This is a genomic window from Micromonospora sp. WMMD987, from assembly GCF_029581435.1.
GTDB lineage: Bacteria > Actinomycetota > Actinomycetes > Mycobacteriales > Micromonosporaceae > Micromonospora > Micromonospora rifamycinica.
On sequence record NZ_CP120861.1, the window covers coordinates 435,015 to 455,179 of the forward strand.

General features: G+C 73.3%; 17 protein-coding genes and 1 pseudogene. 11 read left to right on the forward strand and 7 right to left on the reverse strand.

The features are described 5' to 3' along the window. Positions 1 to 6 precede the first annotated feature (6 nt). The 4 genes from O7612_RS01915 to O7612_RS01930 form a co-directional block, all read right to left on the reverse strand. On the reverse strand, positions 7 to 1,077 hold the full coding sequence (locus tag O7612_RS01915; RefSeq protein ID WP_282269913.1) for a serine/threonine protein kinase: 1,071 nt from the start codon (positions 1,075 to 1,077) through the stop codon (positions 7 to 9). Next, positions 1,074 to 1,826 (reverse strand): NUDIX domain-containing protein, encoded by a 753-nt coding sequence (locus tag O7612_RS01920; RefSeq protein WP_067303273.1) that lies wholly within the window; start codon positions 1,824 to 1,826, stop codon positions 1,074 to 1,076. The genes O7612_RS01915 and O7612_RS01920 overlap by 4 nt, the downstream gene beginning before the upstream one ends. Positions 1,827 to 1,972: 146 nt before the next feature. Beyond that, complete coding sequence (locus O7612_RS01925; RefSeq protein ID WP_282269917.1) at positions 1,973 to 3,085, reverse strand: MaoC/PaaZ C-terminal domain-containing protein; 1,113 nt, start codon at positions 3,083 to 3,085, stop codon at positions 1,973 to 1,975. Continuing rightward, complete coding sequence (locus tag O7612_RS01930; protein ID WP_282269919.1) at positions 3,085 to 4,461, reverse strand: 3-oxoacyl-ACP reductase; 1,377 nt, start codon at positions 4,459 to 4,461, stop codon at positions 3,085 to 3,087. The genes O7612_RS01925 and O7612_RS01930 overlap by 1 nt, the downstream gene beginning before the upstream one ends. A 56-nt stretch (positions 4,462 to 4,517) precedes the next feature. Here O7612_RS01930 and O7612_RS01935 point away from each other — a divergent pair, with 56 nt between their 5' ends. The 5 genes from O7612_RS01935 (at position 4,518) to purB (ending at position 9,122) form a co-directional block, all read left to right on the forward strand. Next, a complete protein-coding gene (locus O7612_RS01935; protein ID WP_282269921.1) occupies positions 4,518 to 5,810 on the forward strand; it encodes an acetyl-CoA C-acetyltransferase in 1,293 nt (430 codons plus the stop codon). A 41-nt stretch (positions 5,811 to 5,851) separates the two neighbouring features. After that, complete coding sequence (locus tag O7612_RS01940; protein WP_282273759.1) at positions 5,852 to 6,073, forward strand: UTRA domain-containing protein; 222 nt, start codon at positions 5,852 to 5,854, stop codon at positions 6,071 to 6,073. Positions 6,074 to 6,092: 19 nt separating this feature from the next. Further along, a complete protein-coding gene (locus O7612_RS01945; protein ID WP_282269923.1) occupies positions 6,093 to 6,806 on the forward strand; it encodes a GntR family transcriptional regulator in 714 nt (237 codons plus the stop codon). A gap of 360 nt (positions 6,807 to 7,166) precedes the next feature. Beyond that, positions 7,167 to 7,565, forward strand: coding sequence for a hypothetical protein (locus O7612_RS01950; RefSeq protein WP_282269924.1), 399 nt, complete (start codon positions 7,167 to 7,169; stop codon positions 7,563 to 7,565). A 132-nt stretch (positions 7,566 to 7,697) separates the two neighbouring features. Further along, positions 7,698 to 9,122 (forward strand): adenylosuccinate lyase, encoded by a 1,425-nt coding sequence (purB, locus tag O7612_RS01955; protein ID WP_282269925.1) that lies wholly within the window; start codon positions 7,698 to 7,700, stop codon positions 9,120 to 9,122. A 51-nt stretch (positions 9,123 to 9,173) separates the two neighbouring features. Here the strand turns inward: purB and O7612_RS01960 are convergent. Further along, positions 9,174 to 9,739: pseudogene (locus O7612_RS01960) on the reverse strand (YbjQ family protein). Positions 9,740 to 9,853: 114 nt separating this feature from the next. Then, positions 9,854 to 10,537: a DUF1986 domain-containing protein gene (locus O7612_RS01965; RefSeq protein WP_282269929.1), complete on the reverse strand. Its 684-nt coding sequence runs from the start codon at positions 10,535 to 10,537 to the stop codon at positions 9,854 to 9,856. 466 nt (positions 10,538 to 11,003) lie between these two features. Between O7612_RS01965 and purS the strand changes: the two genes are divergently transcribed. The 4 genes from purS (at position 11,004) to O7612_RS01985 (ending at position 15,627) form a co-directional block, all read left to right on the forward strand. After that, positions 11,004 to 11,264, forward strand: a complete 261-nt coding sequence (gene purS, locus O7612_RS01970; protein WP_282273760.1) for a phosphoribosylformylglycinamidine synthase subunit PurS — start codon at positions 11,004 to 11,006, stop codon at positions 11,262 to 11,264. Continuing rightward, on the forward strand, positions 11,261 to 11,944 hold the full coding sequence (gene purQ, locus O7612_RS01975; protein ID WP_282269931.1) for a phosphoribosylformylglycinamidine synthase subunit PurQ: 684 nt from the start codon (positions 11,261 to 11,263) through the stop codon (positions 11,942 to 11,944). The genes purS and purQ overlap by 4 nt, the downstream gene beginning before the upstream one ends. Before the next feature lie 67 nt (positions 11,945 to 12,011). Continuing rightward, on the forward strand, positions 12,012 to 14,867 hold the full coding sequence (gene purL / locus O7612_RS01980) for a phosphoribosylformylglycinamidine synthase subunit PurL (RefSeq protein ID WP_282269933.1): 2,856 nt from the start codon (positions 12,012 to 12,014) through the stop codon (positions 14,865 to 14,867). A gap of 4 nt (positions 14,868 to 14,871) precedes the next feature. Next, entirely contained in the window at positions 14,872 to 15,627 is a 756-nt protein-coding gene (locus O7612_RS01985; RefSeq protein WP_282269935.1) for a 2-phosphosulfolactate phosphatase, read from the forward strand. Positions 15,628 to 15,765: 138 nt separating this feature from the next. On the opposite strand, the gene O7612_RS01990 is transcribed toward O7612_RS01985, so the two are convergent. Beyond that, positions 15,766 to 17,928 (reverse strand): carboxypeptidase regulatory-like domain-containing protein, encoded by a 2,163-nt coding sequence (locus O7612_RS01990; protein ID WP_282269937.1) that lies wholly within the window; start codon positions 17,926 to 17,928, stop codon positions 15,766 to 15,768. A 150-nt stretch (positions 17,929 to 18,078) separates the two neighbouring features. On the opposite strand from O7612_RS01990, the gene O7612_RS01995 reads away from it, so the two are divergent. Together O7612_RS01995 and purF are read left to right on the forward strand one after the other, a co-directional pair. Next, positions 18,079 to 18,432 (forward strand): sterol carrier family protein, encoded by a 354-nt coding sequence (locus O7612_RS01995; protein WP_282269938.1) that lies wholly within the window; start codon positions 18,079 to 18,081, stop codon positions 18,430 to 18,432. A gap of 168 nt (positions 18,433 to 18,600) precedes the next feature. Continuing rightward, a complete protein-coding gene (purF, locus tag O7612_RS02000) occupies positions 18,601 to 20,127 on the forward strand; it encodes an amidophosphoribosyltransferase (RefSeq protein WP_282269939.1) in 1,527 nt (508 codons plus the stop codon). The last annotated feature ends 38 nt before the right edge of the window (positions 20,128 to 20,165 follow it).

A 20,165-nucleotide genomic window follows, 5' to 3' on the forward strand; every position in this document is an offset into this window, starting at 1 on the left:
GCCTCCCTAGGGGTTGAGGGTGAACGGTCGGAAGGTGCGCGGCCCGTAGAGCCGGTCGAGCACCTCGTCGAGTTCGCCGAGCAGTCGCCAGGCGTCGTCGGGTCGGGCGGCCAGCGCCGGGCGGCGGCAGCCATCGGCGAAGGCGCGCAGTTCCCGGGGGGCGCGGTCGCCCATCAGCCAGCTCATGCACGTCGCGGCCATCGCCAGGTCGGTGCCGGGGCCGGCGGGCCGGCGGGCGGTGACCTCCGGCGGGTACCAGTCCTCGTGCCCGGGGACCAGCGCCGGGACGGTGCCGCCGTCGATGGCGGAGCAGCACCAGTCGACGAGCACCACGCCGTGCGCGTCCGGCTCGATCAGCACGTGCCGGGGGAGCACCGCGCCGTGCACCACGCCGGCCCGGTGGGCCAGGCCGAGGGCGACCAGCAGCCGCCGCCACATCCAGGCCGCGTCCCGGGCGTCCAGCCCGTCGGGGTACGCCCGGCGGACCGTGTCGAGGTCGTGCAGCCCCGGCACGGCGGCGAGCACGCTGATCCGGCGTTCCGCGCCACTGGCCGCGTCCCGGTGCCGGAAGGTGTCGACCAGCCGGGGCACGTACGGCAGGTGGCGCGGGTCGCCGCGCTCCTCGATCTGCCGCAGGGCGTGCGCCTCGCGGGCCAGCAGGTCGTTGTCGGCCGGGTCACGGGGCAGCTTGAGCAGGCGGTCCGCCCCGACGTCGTAGAGGTCGGCCAGGTCGCCGCGGTGGGCGAGGGCGCCGAGCCGGTACCCGCCGAGCACGACAGTGGTCCCGTCGGTGGCGGTGCGGCCGTCCGGTGCCGGTCGGCCGGAGGCGGCCGTCGGGTCGCCGGGGGTGCCGGTCGGGTCGCCGGGGGCGGCGGTCCGGGTGGCCTGCCAGCGGGTGGTGACCTGGACGAACGCGTCGGTGGCGGCGGCGCGTACCCGATGGTCGAGCGCGCCCAGCCGGTCGGGGTGCAGGGCCGCGACCAGCTCGCGGTAGCGCCGCGCCGGGGTGTCGACACCGAACAGCTCGGTGTCGGTGCGGGCCGTCGCGACCAGCCGGATCGCCTCGTCGGTCCTCACCGGACGGTCTCCTCCCGGGCGGGGCGCAGCAGCGCCGGGTGCAGCAGCCGGGCGTCGCCGGCCCGGTAGAGGCGGGCGCGGGGGCCGCCCCGGGTGCCACCGCGTTCGGTGCTGACGCCGGTGCTCTCCACGAAGCCGGGGACGGAGAGCACCTTGCGGTGGAAGTTGCCGGCGTGCAGCGGGTGCCCCCAGACCGTCTCGTAGACGCCGCGCAGCTCGGCGATGGTGAACTCGGGGCCGAGGAAGCGGGTGGCCAGCGGGGTGTACTCCAGCTTGGAGCGGGCCCGCTCCAGCCCGTCGTCGACGATCCGGGCGTGGTCGAAGGCGAGTTGCCGGCTGGGCAGGGCGGTGACCGGCAGCCAGCCGGCCTCGTCGGCGTCGGAGTCGGCGACCGGGTCGGGCAGGTCGGGGGCGAAGGCGAGGTGGGCGACGGAGACGATCCGCATCCGCGGGTCGCGGTCCGGGCTGCCGTAGCTGGCGAGTTGTTCCAGGTGGACGCGGCGCAGCCGGTCACCGCCGAGGCCGGTCTCCTCGGCGAGTTCGCGGCGGGCGCCGGTGGTCAGGTCCTCGTCGGGCTGGACGAAGCCGCCGGGCAGCGCCCAGTGCCCCTGGTACGGCGGTTGACCGCGCCGGATCAGCAGCAGGTGCAGCGCGCCCTCACGGATGGTCAGCGCCACCACGTCCACGGTGACCGCGGTCGAGGGGTAGGCGCTCGGGTCGTACCCGGCGAGGAATTCCTGCTCGTTCACCGCGTCCCTCTCAGATTGAGAATTACTCGTTCTGAGAACAACTTAGCTGACGAAAAAGTGCTCCGCAACCGGGGCAGCAGCCGACGGCGCTGTGCGTCCCGTCGCCTGGCCGCCCGGCACCGTGCCGGGCCGGACGGCGTCCGGCCTCAGCGGACGGTGCCCACCAGGTGCGGGCGGCCGTTCCGGGCGTCGTGCAGGGCGAAGTCCCAGCCCGGCGCGGCGCTGAACGCGACAGTCGAGGGCAGCGGCACCGGCAGCTTGAACGCCACCTCCACCGTGTACGCCTCCGGCAGCCGGCTCTCCAGCGCGGCCAGGCAGCGGGCCTTGCTCCACATGCCGTGCGCGATCGGCCGGGGGAAACCGAACAGCCGCGCCCCCAACCGGGAGGTGTGGATCGGGTTGTGGTCCCCGGAGACCCGGGCGTAGTCCGTACCCACCCGGGGGGTGAGTCGCCAGTGCGCGGTGGCGGCCGGCGGCGCGGGCCGCCCACCGGGGTCGCGTCCGCCGCCGCCGGCTCCCCGCTCCCGACCCAGGTACGTCGACACCCCGCGCCACACCTGCTCACCGTCGACCGAGCCGACCAGGACGACGTCGACCTGCCGCCCCCGGGCGTGCGGCCGCAGATTCCCGGCGTACGCGACGAAGTCCCACGGCACGTCGGCCGGGACCGGCCGGTGGACCGTGATCCGGTTGCCCACGTGCACCACCCCGGCCAGCGGGAACGGGAACTCCGGCAGGGTCATCAACCGCAGCGCCAACGGGAACCCCAGTACGTGCGGGTAGGTCGCCGGCAGCGCGTCGGCCACCCGGAAACCGCACACCCGGTCGTACTCCGCGAGATGTGCCCGGTCCACGGTGACCCCGGCGACGGCCAGCTCGACCGGGGGCGCGGCATCCGGCCGGCGGGAACGGCCGATCCCTGGCAACGCGTCGCGCAGCGCCCGCCGGCGGAGCGCACCCGGTCGGGGCAGCCCCGGAAGCACCACCCGGGGCCGGGCCGCAGGCCCGCCGTCGTGGCCGCCCGACCGGCCCGTCAGGTCCTCGGTGCCGGCCGCCGGGTCGGTGCCGGCCGGGGGCGTCAGGTCCCGGGTGGCGTACGCCGACAGGTCGTGGGTCTCGTCGGCGCTGTGGTCCGGCCCGGCGGCGCGGGCGGCGGCAAGGGCGGCCGGTGAGATGACCTCGGTCGGCCCATCGATCAGGTCGCCGACCGACAGTTCGCCGTCGTCGGAGTCCCCGGGTCGGTTCCTGCGCCGTGCCATCACGCCCCCAGCAGACTCTGGCCGCAGACCCGGACCACGTTGCCGCTGACCGCGCCCGAGGCCGGCCAGGCCAGCCAGCCGATCGTCTCGGCGACGTCCACCGGCAGGCCGCCCTGCGCCATGCTGTTCATCCGGCGACCCGCCTCCCGGATCACCAGCGGAACCCGGGCGGTCAGCCGGGTCTCGATGAACCCGGGGGCGACCGCGTTGACGCTGATCCCCCGCCCGGCCAGCGCCGGGGCGAGCGCGTCGACCAGGCCGATCACCCCGGCCTTGCTGGTCGCGTAGTTGGTCTGGCCCCGGTTGCCGGCGATCCCGGCGATCGACGAGACGGCGACCAGCCGCCCGCCCGCGGGGATCAACTCCCTTTCCAACAGCACGTCGTTGATCCGTTCCTGACTGGAGAGGTTGACGTCGAGCACCGCGTCCCACCGGTCGGCGTCCATCCGGCCCAGCGTCCGGTCCCGGGTGATGCCGGCATTGTGCACCACCACGTCGACCCGGCCGTGCCGGTCGGCCAGGTGGTCGGCGAGCCGGGCGGGCGCGTCCGCGCCGGTCAGGTCGAGCTGTACGGCAGTGCCGCCGATCTCGTTGACGACCGCCGCGAGGGCGTCCCCGGCCGCCGGGACGTCCAGCGCGACGACCTGCGCGCCGTCGCGGGCCAGCACCCGGGCCACCGCCGCGCCGATGCCCCGGGCCGCGCCGGTGACCAGCACCACCTGCCCGGCCAGCGGCCGGTTCCAGTCCGCCGGGACGGCTGCGGTCCCGGTGCCCACCCGGACCACCTGCCCCGAGACGTACGCGGAGCGGCCGGAGAGCAGGAACCGCAGGGTCGCCTCCAGGCTGGTCGCAGTGCCGGCGTCCCCGTCCGGGGTGACGTACACCAGTTGGGCGGTGACCCCCCGACCGAACTCCTTGCCGATGCTGCGGACCAGCCCCTCCAGGGACCGCTGGGCGGTGGCCTCCCGGGGTGAACCGCACCCGGCCGGCGGGGTGCCCAGCACGACCACCCGACCGCTGGGCAGGAGAGACCGCGCCTGCGGGTGGAAGAAGTCGTAGAGCTGGCGCAGGCCGGTGGAGTCGGTGATGCCGGTGGCGTCGTAGACCAGCGCCCCGTTCCCCGACAACCGGCCGGTGGTCGGGTCCGGGGTACTGCTCGCCGGGGTGTCGCGCAACTCGACCCCGGCGTCCAGGAGTATCCGGCCTACCTGCACCGCCAGCCTCGATCCGCCGGCCGCGCCGATCAGGGCCGGGCCGGGCAGCAGCGGGTCGCCGGGGGTGTACCGGCGCAGTCGCGGCGGGTCGGGCAGGCCGAGGCGCTTGACCAGCGCGCGGCCGGCCCCCGATCGGACGAAGCTCGCGTACCTGTCGGTCATAGGCGTAGCCTACTGGCCAGTAGGTTGTGGGCAAGTCCTGAAACGGAGGCGGGATCGTGCAGAGCATCCGGCGGGTCGCGGTCATCGGCGGCAACCGCATCCCCTTCGCCCGGTCCAACTCCCGGTACGCCAGCGCGTCCAACGCCGACCTGCTCGGCGCGGCGCTGGACGGGCTGATCGCCCGGTTCGGGCTGGCCGGTCAGCGGGTCGGCGAGGTGGTCGCCGGCGCGGTCCTCAAGCACTCGAAGGACTTCAACCTGACCCGGGAGGTGGTGCTCGGCTCGAAACTCGACCCGCACACCCCGGCGTACGACATCCAGCAGGCCTGCGGCACCGGCCTGGAGGCGGCCATCCTGGTCGCCAACAAGATCGCCCTCGGGCAGCTCGACGTGGGCATCGCCGGTGGCGTCGACACCACCTCCGACGCGCCGCTGGCGATCAACGAGGACATGCGCCGCACCCTGCTGAGGCTCAACAGCGCCCGGACCCTCGGCGAGCGGCTGAAGATCGCCGCCAAGCTCCGTCCGCACCAGCCGTTCCGGCCCGAGCTGCCGCGCAACGCCGAGCCCCGCACCGGGCTGTCCATGGGCGAGCACGCCGCCCGGACGGCGCTGCGCTGGCAGATCGACCGGCAGGCGCAGGACGAGTTGGCGCTGCGCTCGCACCAGCGCCTCGCCGCCGCGTACGACAGGGGGTTCTTCGACGACCTGATGACCCCCTACCTCGGGCTGACCCGGGACCAGAACCTCCGGCCCGACACCAGCCTGGACAAGCTCGGCGCGCTCCGGCCGGTCTTCGGCACCCGGGGCCCGGACGCCGCGCAGGCCACCATGACCGCCGGCAACTCGTCCCCGCTGACCGACGGCGCGTCCACCGTGCTGCTCGCCTCCGAGCAGTGGGCGCGCGAGCACCAGTTGCCCGTGCTGGCCTGGTTCTCCTGGTCTCAGACGGCGGCGGTGGACTTCGTGCACGGCGACGAGGGGCTGCTGATGGCCCCCGCCTACGCGGTGCCCCGGATGCTGGACCGGGCCGGGTTGACCCTCCAGGACTTCGACTTCTACGAGATCCACGAGGCGTTCGCCTCCCAGGTGCTGGCCACCCTGGCCGCCTGGGAGTCGCCGGAGTTCGGCAAGGACCGGCTGGGGCGGGACGCCCCGCTGGGCGCGATCGACCCCGACCGGCTCAACGTCAACGGCTCCTCGCTGGCCGCCGGGCACCCGTTCGCCGCCACCGGCGGCCGGATCGTGGCGACCCTGGCCAAGCTGCTCGCCGAGAAGGGCGGCGGCCGGGGGCTGATCTCGATCTGCGCGGCCGGCGGGCAGGGCGTGACCGCCATCCTGGAACGCTGAGGCGGCTTCCGTACGGGCTCACCTCGTCCGCAGCGGTCAGTCTGCTCGCCGAGCTGGGCTATCGTCCCGGGCGGGCCACGGAGGACGTCTACACCCGGCAGCCCACCGAATCCCAGCGGAGCGCGCTCGGGCTGACGGCCGGAGAGTGGGTGCTCGGCCTGACCCGGCTACTCAGCACCGCCGAGGGTGTGCCTGTCGAGTTGAGCGTCATGACGATGGTGCCGCAGGGCCGGCGCCTACGGTACGAACTGATCGTCGAATAGCGGATCGAGGGAGCGGCACATGGCCAGCGAAGGCGACGGCCGTCCTCGGCATGAGCAGATCGCGGCCGACCTTCGGGCCCGCATCATGTCTGGCGATCTGCCTGCCGGCTCTCAGCTGCCGTCGATCCCCACCTTGACGACGAGGTATGCCGCTGCCACGGCAACTGTCCAACGGGCACTTGCCGCCTTGAAGGCGGAGGGAGCGGTGCGCAGCGAGATGGGCAGAGGCGTCTACGTGCGCGACCGCCAGTCTCTCGTCATGGAGGCTTCGGCATATCTCGCGCCGCAGCCGAACGGGGTCAGCTATCGCCTGCTCGCCGTCGAGGAGGTGGAGCCCTCCCCGGAGGTGGCGCGGCTACTGGCGCTGGGCAGCGACGACACGGTGGTGCTCCGACAGCGGCTGATGCTGCACGGCGGGGAGCCGACGGAGTTGTGCTGGTCGTACTATCCGGCCTCGATGGCGCGGGGCACCGAACTCGCCGAACGCCGCAAGATCAGCGGTGGAGCCGCCCGGGTCCTGGCGGACCTCGGCCATCCGGAACACGAGGTGGTCGATCACGTGTCGGCCCGGATGCCGACCTCCGAGGAGGTGGAGAGGCTGGCGCTGCCACCGTACGTGCCTGTGCTGCGCCAGCTGCGGGTGGTTCTCACCGCGACGAAACAGGCTGTCGAGGTGTCGGTGCTGATCAAGGGCAGTCATCTGCACGAGCTTCGGTACGGGTTCCGTATCTGACGGTCCTCGATACCCGCCGGGGTACCTGCGCAGGGCCCGTGCGTCTGCTGACCACTGTGGTCGGACACTCGGCGCTCGCGCAGCTCAGGGCGGTGTTGCCGGGGCTCCCTACCGTGGTGTCAGCCCGCCCGGCGTCCTGGTGGCGGTGCCCCGTGGAGGAGCGTCATGCCTGGTCGTGCCCTGCTGCGTACCGCTGCCGTTGCTTTTGCCGTCGTGCTCGCGGCCGGCGGTTGTGCCCCCACCACGAGGCGTGTCGAGGGGCCCCCGGCGGTCGGGACGGCTGGCGGTCCGGCGGGGTCGGGCCACGCGAGGACCGGCTCCGGCGACACCGGCACGGTCACCGACGGCGGGGCCCCGGGCGTGGGGATCCAGGAGACCGTTCCCACCGGCAGCCCCACGGCCGGCGGTGGTGGGGACAAAGCCGGTACGACGGCGAGCGGCCCCACCATCAGCTCCTTCCGGGTCACCCGCAAGCCGAGTTGCCCGGCCGGCACCACCGTCAACCCGATCCCCGGCACTGGGGTAAGGATGGAGTGGCGGGTCGCCGACGCGACCTCGGTGGCCCTGTCGGTCGACGGCCCCGGCGTCTACCGCGACGACTACCCGTCGACCGGTAGCGAGGAGCTCACCTTCCCGTGCTCGGGTGGCGACGGTGACACCCAGCGGCACACGTACACGTTGACGGCGCGCAACGCGCACGGCAAGCAGACGAGGACCCTCGTGGTCACCGCCCCGGTGCACGACATTCCGAAGGTCTGACGCCGAACCCCGTGGCCCGCGTGGTCGGGCCGGCTCCCCGCCGGCCCGCGCCGACCGCCGCCGGGCGGTCCCGCTCCGCCCCTGGTCGGCCCGCCCAGGTCGACGGTCGCCGGGTAGGAGAGAATGAGGTACGTGACGACGATCCCGAACGTGCTCGCCCACCGGTACGCCTCACCCGAGCTGGTCGCCCTCTGGTCCCCGCAGGAGAAGGTCCGGATGGAGCGGCGGCTCTGGCTCGCCGTGCTCCGCGCCCAGCGGGACCTCGGCGTGGCGGTCCCCGACGGCGTGGTCGAGGCGTACGAGCGGGTGGTCGACCAGGTCGACCTGGCGTCGATCGCGGAGCGGGAGCGGGTCACCCGGCACGACGTGAAGGCCCGGATCGAGGAGTTCAGCGCGCTCGCCGGGCACGAGCACGTGCACAAGGGGATGACCTCCCGGGACCTCACCGAGAACGTCGAGCAGCTCCAGGTACGCGCCTCGTTGGAGCTGATCCGGGACCGGGTGGTCGCCGCGCTGGCCCGGCTGGCCTGGCTCGCCCACGAGCACAGCGGCCTGGTGCTGACCGGCCGTTCGCACAACGTCGCCGCGCAGGCCACCACGCTGGGCAAGCGCTTCGCCTCGGCGGCCGAGGAACTGCTCATCGCGTACGAGCGGCTGACGGACCTGATCGACCGGTACCCGCTGCGCGGCATCAAGGGTCCGGTGGGCACCGCCGCCGACCAGCTCGACCTCTTCGACGGGGACGCGGGGAAGGTCGCCGAGCTGGAGCGTCGGGTGGCCGGTCACCTCGGGTTCGCCCGGGTGCTGGACAGCGTGGGGCAGGTCTACCCGCGTTCGCTGGACTTCGACGTGCTCTCCGCGCTCGCGCAGGTGGCCGCCGCGCCGTCGTCGCTGGCCACCACGATCCGGCTGATGGTCGGTCAGGAGCTGGCCACCGAGGGCTTCAAGCCCGGCCAGGTCGGCTCCAGCGCGATGCCGCACAAGATGAACACCCGTTCGTCGGAGCGGGTGAACGGCTTCGCGGTGATCATCCGGGGTTACCTGTCGATGGTCGGCGAGCTGGCCGGCGACCAGTGGAACGAGGGGGACGTCTCCTGCTCGGTGGTCCGCCGGGTGGCCCTGCCGGACGCCTTCTTCGCCGCCGACGGGTTGTTCCAGACCTTCCTCACCGTGCTCGACGAGTTCGGGGCGTACCCGGCGGTGATCAGCCGGGAGCTGGAGCGCTTCCTGCCCTTCCTGGCCACCACCAGGATCCTGGTCGCGGCGGTGCGCCGGGGCGTCGGCCGGGAGGTCGCCCACGAGGTGATCAAGGAGCACGCGGTCGCCGTGGCCCTCGCCATGCGGGAGAAGGGCGCCCCCGACAACGACCTGTTCGACCGGCTGGCCGCCGATTCCCGCCTCGGCCTCACCCGCAGCGAGATCGACACCCTGGTCGCCGACCCCGCCACCTTCACCGGTGCCGCCCAGGCCCAGGTGGACGCGATCACCCGCCGCATCACCACGGTCGTCACCGCCCACCCCGAAGCAGCTACCTACTCCCCACCCCCCATCCTCTGACTTCCTCCCCCTCCGCTCCGGGTGGGGTGGGGTGGAGCGGTGGGGTGGTTTTCAGGAGTTGCGGGTGGGGGTTTCGGCGGCGGAGGAGAGGTCGGGGGCGCTCGCCGGCTCGGCGATGCCGCCGGGGGCCTCGGCGAAGCCGGGATCGTGCGCGGTCTCGGCGGCGACCAGGGGCTGGTCGTGCGGCATGACGTCGGGGACCTTGGGCACCACGATCACCGCCGTGCCGTAGGCGCAGATCTCCATCCACATCTCGCCGCAGTCCCGGCTGTCGAAGCGCATCCCCACCACGGCGTTCGCGCCGATGCGCAGGGCCTCCTCGCCGAGCCGGGCCACCGAGTCGGTACGCCACCGGGTGAGGTTGTCCGGGGCCATCGGGTCGTACGCGCCACCGCGCAGGTTCTTGACCCCCTCACGGTACGGATTCCGGGTCCGCGCCATCGACGACACCACTTCGCCGAGGATCTGGCGGATCTCGTAGCCGGGCAGTTGATCCGTCGTCACGACCAGCACGGTTCGATGCTGTCAGTAGCCGTACGGCGTCGAAGCGTCCTGTGCGCGGCTGGTCGGATGCTGCAAAACGAGGCGGCGCGGACGGCCGGCGCTGCACCGACCATCCACGCCGCCTCCGGTAGGTATCCGGCTGTACCCGGCGGTACCGGTCAACCCGGGACACCCGCCGACCCGGGCGATGCCCCCGTGTGCCGTCCGGCAGGGTGCCGACGGGCGCGTCAGACGCCGGCGGTCGAGGTGATCCAGGCCCGGTTGTACGCGACGCTGCCGTAGTTCTGGATGCTCGACCCGTCGGCGGTGGAGGCGACGCCGACCTGCCGGCCGTTGTAGAACTGCGGGCCGCCCGAGTCGCCCCGCCAGGCGTTGCCGTTGACCCGGGTGCTCCGGATCGCCTGGCCGCCGTACGCGTCGGTGGCGTTGGTGCTGGTCACCTGCACCGAGGCGGTCTTGAGCTGGCTGGACGCCCCGCAGCCGCTGTAGCAGGTCATGCCCCAGCCGTAGATCGTGTTGGTGGAGCCGACCGGCGGGTTGCTGCTGGCCAGGCTGACGGGGGTGTTGGTGACGGTGCTGGCGAGCCGGAGCAGGGCGAGGTCGTTGCGGGTGTAGGAGGCGCTGACGCTGCGGGTGGTGCCGCCGGAGGCGTAGTAGACGCTGCCGACCCGGACGGACATGGTGCCGCTGACGCAGTGCCGGGCGGTGAGCACCCACTGGGCCGCGATGACGCTGCCGGAGCAGGTGAACGACCCGTTGCTGAAGACGGCGGCGGCCCAGGGGGCGGAGGAGACGGTGCTGCCGCCGATGATCGGTTGCGGACCGGCCGGGGCGGCGGTGGCCCCGGAGGCGGTGGCCAGGACGCCGGCGAGGGCGGTGGTCAGCACGGCGAGGGTGGACCGGAGGCGCATGTCGGGTTCCCTTCACGTCGGGCAGCCCGGGGTCACCGGGCCGCGGTGGCCGGCGCGGGGCGGGGGTGGCCCATCGTGAACGCCGACCAGACATCGACATATGACGATTGAGGTTAGAGGTCGTCCGAATCACACACAAGCTCGTGATCGGGATCGGTCGTTGTGACAGACATGACTCGCGGGGCGCTCGTCCCCGTTTGTCGGATACCGGTCGCAAATCTGGCGTTGAGCCATGTATCGCCTGCTCAAATGGGTTGTGTCGAGTCGACGCGGCGACGATCGGCAACAAATCCGTATCAGGGCGGCAACGAACGGATCTCGGTCGGCCGCCCCGGTGGACGGTAATGTCGATCACTGCCTGAACCGCGCCCGGCCGGTGCGTCCGGACCGGAATCTGCCAGGTACGCTGGCTGCGCTCGCCCGTAGTGGGCCGGCACCCAACTGCGTACACAGTCAGGAGTGCCCAGTGCCTCGCGTCGTCGTCGACGTCATGCTCAAGCCCGAGATCCTCGATCCTCAGGGCCAGGCCGTCGCAAACGCGCTGCCGCGGCTCGGCGTCGGTGACGTCGCCTCCGTCCGCATCGGCAGGCGGATCGAGATCGAGTTCACCGGCGAACCGGACCTGGACCGGGCCCGGGAGATCGCCGACAAGCTGCTCGCCAACCCCGTCATCGAGGACTTCACGGTCCGGGTCGAGGCCGACGAGACCGCGGACGCACGCCCGTGACCGCCCGCGTCGGAGTGGTGACCTTCCCCGGCTCGCTGGACGACGGGGACGCCGCCCGTGCCGTGCGGATCGCCGGTGCGGAGCCGGTCCGGCTCTGGCACGGTGATCCCGAGCTGCACGGGGTGGACGCCGTCGTACTCCCGGGTGGTTTCTCCTACGGCGACTACCTGCGCTGCGGCGCCATCGCCCGCTTCGCCCCGGTGATGGAGACCCTGGTCGACGCCGCCCGGGGTGGCCTGCCGGTGCTCGGCATCTGCAACGGCTTCCAGATCCTCTGCGAGGCCCACCTGCTGCCCGGCGCGCTCACCCGTAACCAGCACCTGCACTTCCGCAACCGCGACCAGGTCCTGCGGATCGAGTCGGTCGGCACCGCCTGGACGAACACCTTCCAGCCCGGCCAGGAGATCCTCGTCCCGGTCAAGAACGGCGAGGGCTGCTACGTCGCGGACACCGCCACCCTGGACGCACTGGAGGCCGAGGGGCGGATCGTCGCCCGCTACGTCGGCGGCAACCCGAACGGCTCGCAGCGGGACATCGCCGCGATCACCAACGCCGCCGGCAACGTGGTCGGCATCATGCCCCACCCGGAGCACGCGGTCGAGGCGCTCACCGGCCCCTCCCTGGACGGCCTCGGCTTCTTCACCTCCGTGCTCAAGCACCTGGTGGGGACGCCGGCGTGACGGTGCACGGCGGGAACAGTCGGCTCCACCGCCCCCGGGGCGGGTACGAGCGCAGCGAGGAGAGGTCATGACCACCCACCAGGACCCGGCCGTCCGGGCCGCCGCGGGCTCCGTCCCGGCGGGGCCGCACGCGGCCGTCGCGCCGCCGGCCGCCGCCGGACGGCACACCGGTCCGACGCCGGTCACCGACTGGGCCGACGGCGTGGACACCGTGCAGCGGGCCACCGGCACCGGCGACGAACTCCAGCCGTACGCCGAGCTGGGCCTGCGCGACGACGAGTACGACCGGATCCGGCACATCCTCGGCCGCCGTCCCACCCAGGCCGAGCTGGCCATGTACTCGATCATGTGGAGCGAGCACTGCTCCTACAAGTCGAGCAAGGTGCACCTGCGCCAGTTCGGCGAGAAGGCCCCGCCGAGCGACCGGCTGCTCGCCGGCATCGGGGAGAACGCCGGGGTGGTCCGGGTCTCCGACACGCTGGCCGTCACCTTCAAGGTCGAGTCGCACAACCACCCGAGCTTCGTCGAGCCCTACCAGGGCGCGGCGACCGGCGTCGGCGGCATCGTCCGGGACATCCTGGCGATGGGCGCCCGCCCGGTCGCGGTGATGGACCCGCTGCGGTTCGGCGCGGCCGACCACCCGGACACCGCCCGGGTGCTGCCCGGCGTGGTGGCCGGCGTCGGCGGCTACGGCAACTGTCTGGGCCTGCCCAACATCGGCGGTGAGCTGGTCTTCGACCCCTGCTACCAGGGCAACCCGCTGCTCAACGCGCTCTGCCTCGGCGTGCTGCCGGTCGACCGGTTGCAGAAGAAGGACGCCGCCGGCCCCGGCAACGTCGTGGTGCTGCTCGGCGCGAAGACCGGCCGGGACGGCATCGGCGGTGTGTCGGTGCTGGCCAGCGCCACCTTCGACGAGGGCAGCGAGCAGCGTCGCCCGTCGGTGCAGGTCGGCGACCCGTTCATCGAGAAGCTGCTGATCGAGGCCTGCCTGGAGCTGTACGACGCCGAGCTGGTCGTCGGCATCCAGGACCTCGGCGGCGCGGGCCTGACCTGCGCGCTCACCGAGACCGCCGCGTCCGCCGGCACCGGCATGCGGGTCTGGCTGGAGCGGGTTCCGCTGCGCGAGCCGTCGATGGAGCCCCACGAGATCCTGGCCAGCGAGTCCCAGGAGCGGATGCTGCTGGTGGTCACCCCGGAGAAGCTGGAGGCGGTGCTCAAGACCGCCGAGAAGTGGGGGGTGCTGGCCACCGCGATCGGCGAGGTCACCGCGCCGTCGCCCGACGGGCGACCGGGTCGGCTGCTGATCACCTGGAACGACCACCTGGTGGTCGACGTGCCGCCGGGTTCGCTGGTCGACGACGGTCCGGTCTACGCCCGTCCGATGCGGGAGCCGGCCGACCTGATCCTGCTCCAGGCCGACCGGGCCGAGACGCTGCCCCGGCCGGGTGACCCGGACGCGCTCCGGGAGACCCTGCTCCGCATGATCGCCTCGCCGAACCTGGCCGACAAGACCTGGGTCACCGAGCAGTACGACCGCTACGTGCTGGGCAACACGGTGCTCGCCCAGCCGGAGGACTCCGGCGTGATCCGGATCGACGAGCAGAGCGGCCTGGGCGTGGCCCTCTCCGTCGACGGCAACGGCCGGTACGCCCGCCTCGACCCGTACCAGGGGACGAAGCTGGCGCTCGCCGAGGCGTACCGGAACGTGGCGGTGACCGGCGCGAAGCCGATCGCCGTGACCAACTGCCTCAACTTCGGCTCGCCGGAGGACCCGGGCGTGATGTGGCAGTTCGCCGAGGCCGTCCGTGGCCTGGCGGACGGCTGCCTGGAGCTGGGCATCCCGGTGACCGGCGGCAACGTCAGCTTCTACAACCAGACCGGTGCCGCCGCGATCCACCCGACCCCGGTGGTCGGCGTGCTGGGTGTGCTCGACAACGTGGCCGACCGGGTGCCGATGGGCTTCGTCCCCCGCACCAACGGCGACCACGACCAGGTCTACCTGCTCGGCGACACGCACGTCGAGCTGTCCGGCTCCGAATGGGCCTGGGTGACGCACGAGCACCTCGGCGGCATGCCGCCCCAGGTCGACCTGGGCCGGGAACGCCAGCTCGCCGAGCTGATGGCGGCGGCGGCCCGGGTGGGTCACCTCAGCTCCGCCCACGACCTGTCCGACGGTGGTCTGGCGCAGAGCCTGGTGGAGTCCAGCCTGCGCCGTGGTGTCGGGGTCCGGATCGGGGTGCCGGAGCGGTTCGCCGACGGTTCGCTGCCGTTCGTCTTCCTGTTCAGCGAGTCGTCCGGCCGGGCGCTGGTGACCGTGCCGCGCGGACACGAGAAGGCGTTCACCGCGCTCTGCGCCGAGCACGGCGTGCCGTGGGAGCTGATCGGGGTGACCGATCCGGCCGGCGGTGCCCTGGAGGTGCACGGCCAGTTCCGGATCGGGCTGGACGAGCTGCGGGCGGCGCACACCGCGACCCTGCCCCGGCTCTTCGGCGGCCCGGAGGCGGCCCAGGTGCAGGTCGAGGCGGCCCGGACCGGCACCACCACGATCGCGCCGGCCACCGCCGGGCAGCCGGTGGACGTGCCCGACCGGGAGCAGCCGGCGGACGCGGACGGGCCGGCGGTGCCGGGTGCGCCGACGGCCACCGGGCCGACGACCGCGTCGGCTCCGGACGCCCCTGCCGGCGTCGCGTCGGCTCCGGACGCCCCTGCCGGCGTCGCGTCGGCACCGGCGGCCTCCGGGCCGGGACCGGACGCCGGAGCGGCGTCGAGCGGTCCGGCCGGGGAGGACACCCCCGGCGCGGGTACGCCGGCCGGGCACGGTGCCGGTGCGGCCACGGCCGGGTCGACCCCGGCGGTCGACGCGGACGACACTGCGGCGGCCGGCTCCGGTGACGGGCAGCGTCCGACGCCCGACCAGCGCTGAGGCGGTGGCCCCGGCCGTCCATTCCCAGCCCGGATCGGGTGCCCGGTTCGACTGGGGGCTGACCGGGGCGGCGGAACTCGGCCGGGTCTGCGCCGTCCTGGTGGTGGTGGACGTGCTCTCGTTCACCACCGCCGTGGAGGTGGCGGTCGCCCGGGGGATGCGGGTCCACCCGTTCCCCTGGGGCGAGCAGGCGGCCGACTACGCGGTGCGGGTCGGTGCGGTGGCCGCGGTGGCTCGCCGGCAGGTCAACACCGACCATCCGTGGTCGCTCTCCCCGGCGAACCTGCTCAGCGCGCCGTTCGCCGCCGACCTGGTGCTGCCGTCGCCGAACGGCTCGGCGATCAGTGCCGCCGCCAGCGCCACCGGCCGACCGGTGGTCGCGGCCTGTCTGCGTAACGCCCGGGCGGTCGGGCGATGGCTGAGCCACCACGGGTACGGTGCGGCGGACGCCCCGGTCGGGGTGGTGGCCGCCGGTGAACGGTGGCCGGACGGCACCCTGCGGCCCTCGGTGGAGGACCAGTTGGGTGCGGCCAGTGTGCTGGACGCGATCTCCGACGTGCCCGGTGGACTCTCGGTGGAGGCCGCGATGGCGCTCGCCGCGCTGGCCAGTACCCCCGACGTGCCGGCGGCGGTACGCGGGTGCGTCTCCGGCCGTGAGCTGATCGAGGGCGGCTTCGCCGGGGACGTCGAGGTCGCCGTCCAGTGTGAGGTGTCGAGCGTGGTGCCGGTGCTCCGCCAGGGCGTCTTCTCGGCCGGTTGATCCGGCCCGGTCGAAACCGGCCCGGTCGAAACCGGCCCGGTTGATCCGGCGCGGTCGAATCCGGCGCGGCTTGAGCCGGTAGCGACAGCGGGCCGCCCGGGAGAATCCGGGCGGCCCGCTGCCGGCGTTGCCTGAGGGTCAGTCGTCCAGCCAGTCGAGGCGGCGTCCGCCGCGCTCCGGGGGCGGGCCGTCCGGCCGGGCCGCCCGGCCCGACGGGGCCTGACCGCCCGGGGGCTGGTCCCGACCGCCCTGGGTCTGGTCGCCGTAGTAGCCGCCCTGGTGCTGGCCGTAGCCCTGCGGGTCGTACCCGCCGCCGCGTTGGTGCGGCGGTTCCTGACCGTGGCCGCCCTGCGGCTGCTCGGCGGAGTAACCACCGGGCTGGTCGTATCCGCCCTGCGGGGAGCCGTAGCCGGGCTGCTGGTCGTAACCCGGCTGCTGGTCGTAACGGCCCTGGTGGGCGCCGCCACCGCGCTGGTCGTAGCCATGCTGGTCGTAGCCGCCCTGGTGGGCACCGCCCGGCTGGTCGTAGCCGCCGTGGTGGGCACCGCCCGGCTGGTCGTAGCCGCCGTGCTGGCCGCCGTAACCCTGGGCCGGGCCGGCGTCGTAGCCCGCCTGCTGGCCGTAGCCGCCGGTCGGCTCCGCGCCCCGGCCGTAGCCGCCCTGCTCGGGCTGACCGTAGCCGCCCGCGCCGGGCTGGCCGTACGCGTCCGGCTCCGGCTGGTAGGTGCTGGTCGGGTACGGGTCGGCGGCCGGCGCGTACGAGGTGCTGTCGCCGGTGTACCGGCCGGTGGGCTCGTCGTAGCGTTCGCCGGGGTATCCGCCGCCGGCCGGCTCCTGGGCCGGGTAGCCGGCCCCGGCGGTCGCGCCGTAGTCCCGACCCCCGTAACCACCGCCGGAGGCCGGTGCGTTCCCGTAACCACCGCCGGAGGCCGGTGCGTTGCCGTAGCCGCTGCCGGACGAGGGTGCGTTGCCGTAGCCGCCCGCGGGGGAGGCCGCCGCGCCGTAGCCGCCGGCGGCACCGTAACCGCCACCGGAGGAGGGCGTGCCGCCGTAACCGGCCTGCTGGCCGTATCCACCCTGGCCGGGAGGCTCCTCGCCGTAACCACCGGCACCGGGCCAGTTGTCCTGCGGGGCGCCGTAGGGCTGCGGGGGCGCGGCGTACGGGTCCGGCGGGACGTCGTCGATGATCGGCCGGTGCATCATCGTCGGCGCGTCGCTCAGCGCGGAACTGCCGACCATCGTCGGGTCGGGCCCCGCGCCGACCCGGTTGACCACCCGGGTCTGGTCGTCCGAGCCGCGTGGGCCGGGCACCCCGCCCGCTGCCGCCGCGGGGGCGTCCCCGTCGTCCGCGTCGGCGTTCTTGCGCCGGATCCAGAGCAGCACGATGGTGCCGACACCGGCCGCGACCAACAGGCCGCCGAGCAGGATGATCAGGAAGGAGCCGAAACCGCTGTCCTCGTCCTGGGAGGCGGCCTGCTGCTGTCCGCCGGCCGGGTCGGTGGTCTCCTCGGTGGTCTCCTCGGTCGTCTCCGTCGTCGGCGTCGCCTCGGCGGAGGCCGACGGGGTGGCGCTCGGGCTGACCTCGACCTTGAGCGCCAGGCTGATCCGCTGGTTGCTCAGACTCTGCCCGGCGCTGGCGCTGATCGGTTTGGTGGCGACCACACCGTCCTTGCTGGCCCCGAGCACCATTGAGCCGGGCGCGATCGGGTTCGCGGTGGAGCCGTTGATCCGGAAGTTGCCGCTACCGTCGCTGGTGGTGTTGAACTGCTTGCCGGTCGAGTCCTCCAGTCCCACCACCGCGTTGGGCACCGGGTCGCCGGTGGCGGTCACGACCACCTTGCCGGAGATCGACTTGACCGTCGGCTTGTCCTGCGGCGGGGTGGTCTGCGGAGCTGCCTTGGCCACCAGGGTGACGGTGGTGCTGGCGGAGTTCTCGCCACCGTTGGCGTCGACGGCCTTCACGGTGATCGTGGCGGAGCCGTTCGACGCGTCGTCGGCGAGGGTGAAGCTGGCGCTGGACCCGCCGCTCTGGTCGACCCTGTTACGACTGCAACCGTCCACGCACCGCAGCTTGCCGTTGCTGGAGGTGACGGAGACGTCGACCGGGGAGCCGTCACCCACGGTGAGCGAGTAGCTGACGCGGGTAGTCTTTCCGGCCTCGACGGAACTCGGAGACGCCGACACGTTGGTGACGTTCGGAGCGGCGAAGGCAGGTGTGGCGGGGACGGTGAGCAGGGCGCCGGCCACCAGCGCTACGACCACACCGGCCCGCTGCGTCCAGGCACGTCGGTGTGTTGACACGTCCACCGCCTTCCGGTCTGACTTCCCCGGCGGGGGCCGGGGATCATCACGGTACGAATACGCCGTCGGCAACTATGCCTTGTCTGACCGGATCGGCGCGACCCAGGGGCCAGCGTGGCACGGGACTACCTCAGGTCGTATCGTCCCGTCGTGTCCTCTCCGCACATTAAGTCCGCCGTGGTATCGGCGGCGCTGACAGCACTCGATGAGGGGCGTACGCCCGAACGGGCGGTGTACCGGGAAGCGGTCCGTGCCCTTCTGGCCGCCCTCGCGGAGCGTTCCCCCGGCCGATCGGTGGAGGTGCGCGTCCCCCCTTACGGCGCAGTTCAGTGCCTACCTGGTCCGCGGCACACCCGGGGCACCCCGCCGAACGTCGTGGAGATGGCGCCGCAGACCTGGCTGGCGCTCGCCACCGGCCGGTTGTCCTGGGCGGAGGCGGTCACGGACGGTCGCGTGCAGGTGAGCGGAAACCGGGCAGACCTCTCCGACCATCTGCCGCTCTAGCTGCGCCGTTCTCCCGGACGGGGTGACTGATCGGAGGCGGATCGTGACTTTCTGTATTGACTCGTGTTCGCGTACACTGTCAGGCGACGACAGTGGTCCAGGGCCGAAAGGCGCGGAGCAGCCCCCCGGCTCCGCCAGGCCAGTCCAGACCAGCATGAGGGAGCGGCAGTGCCCCGAGGCGATGGCCGGCTGAGCCACGACCTTGACCCCCAGCGACCCGGCCCCCAGGACGCGTGCGGCGTCTTCGGCGTCTGGGCACCGGGCGAAGAGGTCGCCAATCTCACCTATTTCGGTCTCTACGCACTCCAGCACCGGGGCCAGGAGGCCGCCGGCATCGCGGTGAGCGACGGATCCGGAGTGGTGGTCTACAAGGACCTGGGCCTGGTGGCCCAGGTGTTCGACGAGCCGACGCTCAAGAGCCTGCGCGGCCACCTGGCGATCGGGCACGCGCGTTACTCCACCACCGGCGGCTCGACCTGGGAAAATGCGCAGCCGACCATCCGGTCGACGACCTCCGGCACCACGATCGCCCTGGCGCACAACGGCAACCTGGTCAACACCGCCGAGTTGCAGAAGGAGGTCGCCGAGCGCGGCCTGCTCGACGACGGGGCGACCAACGACACCTCCCTGGTGACCATGCTGCTGGCCAGCCGCCCCGACCTGTCGGTGGAGGCCGCCGCGCTGGAGGTGCTGCCCCAGCTGCGCGGCGCGTTCAGCTTCGTCTTCATGGACGAGTCGACCCTCTACGCCGCCCGGGATCCGCACGGCGTCCGCCCGCTGGTGCTCGGCCGGCTGGAACGCGGCTGGGTGGTGGCCAGCGAGACGGCCGCGCTGGACATCGTCGGCGCGAGCGTGGTCCGCGAGGTCGAGCCGGGCGAGCTGATCGCGATCGACGAGGAGGGCCTGCGGTCCAGCCGGTTCGCCGCGCCGGAGCCCAAGGGCTGCCTCTTCGAGTACGTCTACATCGCCCGCCCGGACGCCACCATCGCCGGCCGCAACGTGCACGCCGCCCGGGTGCAGATCGGCCGGCAGCTCGCCAAGGAACACCCGGTCGAGGCCGACCTGGTGATCCCGGTGCCCGAGTCGGGCACGCCGGCCGCCATCGGCTACGCGGAGGCGTCCGGCATCACGTACGGCGCCGGCCTGATGAAGAACCCGTACGTCGGGCGTACCTTCATCCAGCCGTCGCAGACCCTCCGTCAGCTCGGCGTCCGACTCAAGCTGAACCCGCTGCGGGAGAACGTACGCGGCAAGCGGCTGGTCGTGGTCGACGACTCGATCGTGCGCGGCAACACCCAGCGGGCGATCGTCCGGATGCTCCGCGAGGCGGGCGCGCTGGAGGTCCACGTCCGGATCTCCTCCCCGCCGGTGAACTGGCCGTGCTTCTACGGCATCGACTTCGCCACCCGGGCCGAACTCCTGGCCAACGGGCTGGACAACGAGGGCATCCGGCGCTCGATCGGTGCCGACACCCTCGGCTACGTCTCGCTCCCCGGTCTCATCGCCGCGACCGAACAGCCCCGCAGCCGGCTCTGCCGGGCCTGTTTCGACGGGGAGTACCCGATCGACCTGCCGGCCGGGAACCTGATCGGCAAGCACGTGCTCGAAGGGGTGGGTCGGCGGGTCGCCGACGCCCCGGAGCACCACACACCACTCGTCGCCACTCCGGGCGGCGCGACCGCCCACCGCCCGTAGTACACCGGGGCCGTCCGGCCACCGTCGGCGCGGCACCG

Excerpts from the sequence above, each read along its gene's own strand:
- O7612_RS01925 (WP_282269917.1), bottom strand. The coding sequence starts at position 3,085 with ATGGCACGGCGCAGGAACCGACCCGGGGACTCCGACGACGGCGAACTG.
- O7612_RS01930 (WP_282269919.1), bottom strand. The coding sequence starts at position 4,461 with ATGACCGACAGGTACGCGAGCTTCGTCCGATCGGGGGCCGGCCGCGCG.
- O7612_RS01945 (WP_282269923.1), top strand. The coding sequence starts at position 6,093 with ATGGCCAGCGAAGGCGACGGCCGTCCTCGGCATGAGCAGATCGCGGCC.
- O7612_RS01965 (WP_282269929.1), bottom strand. The coding sequence starts at position 10,537 with ATGCGCCTCCGGTCCACCCTCGCCGTGCTGACCACCGCCCTCGCCGGC.
- purL (WP_282269933.1), top strand. The coding sequence starts at position 12,012 with ATGACCACCCACCAGGACCCGGCCGTCCGGGCCGCCGCGGGCTCCGTC.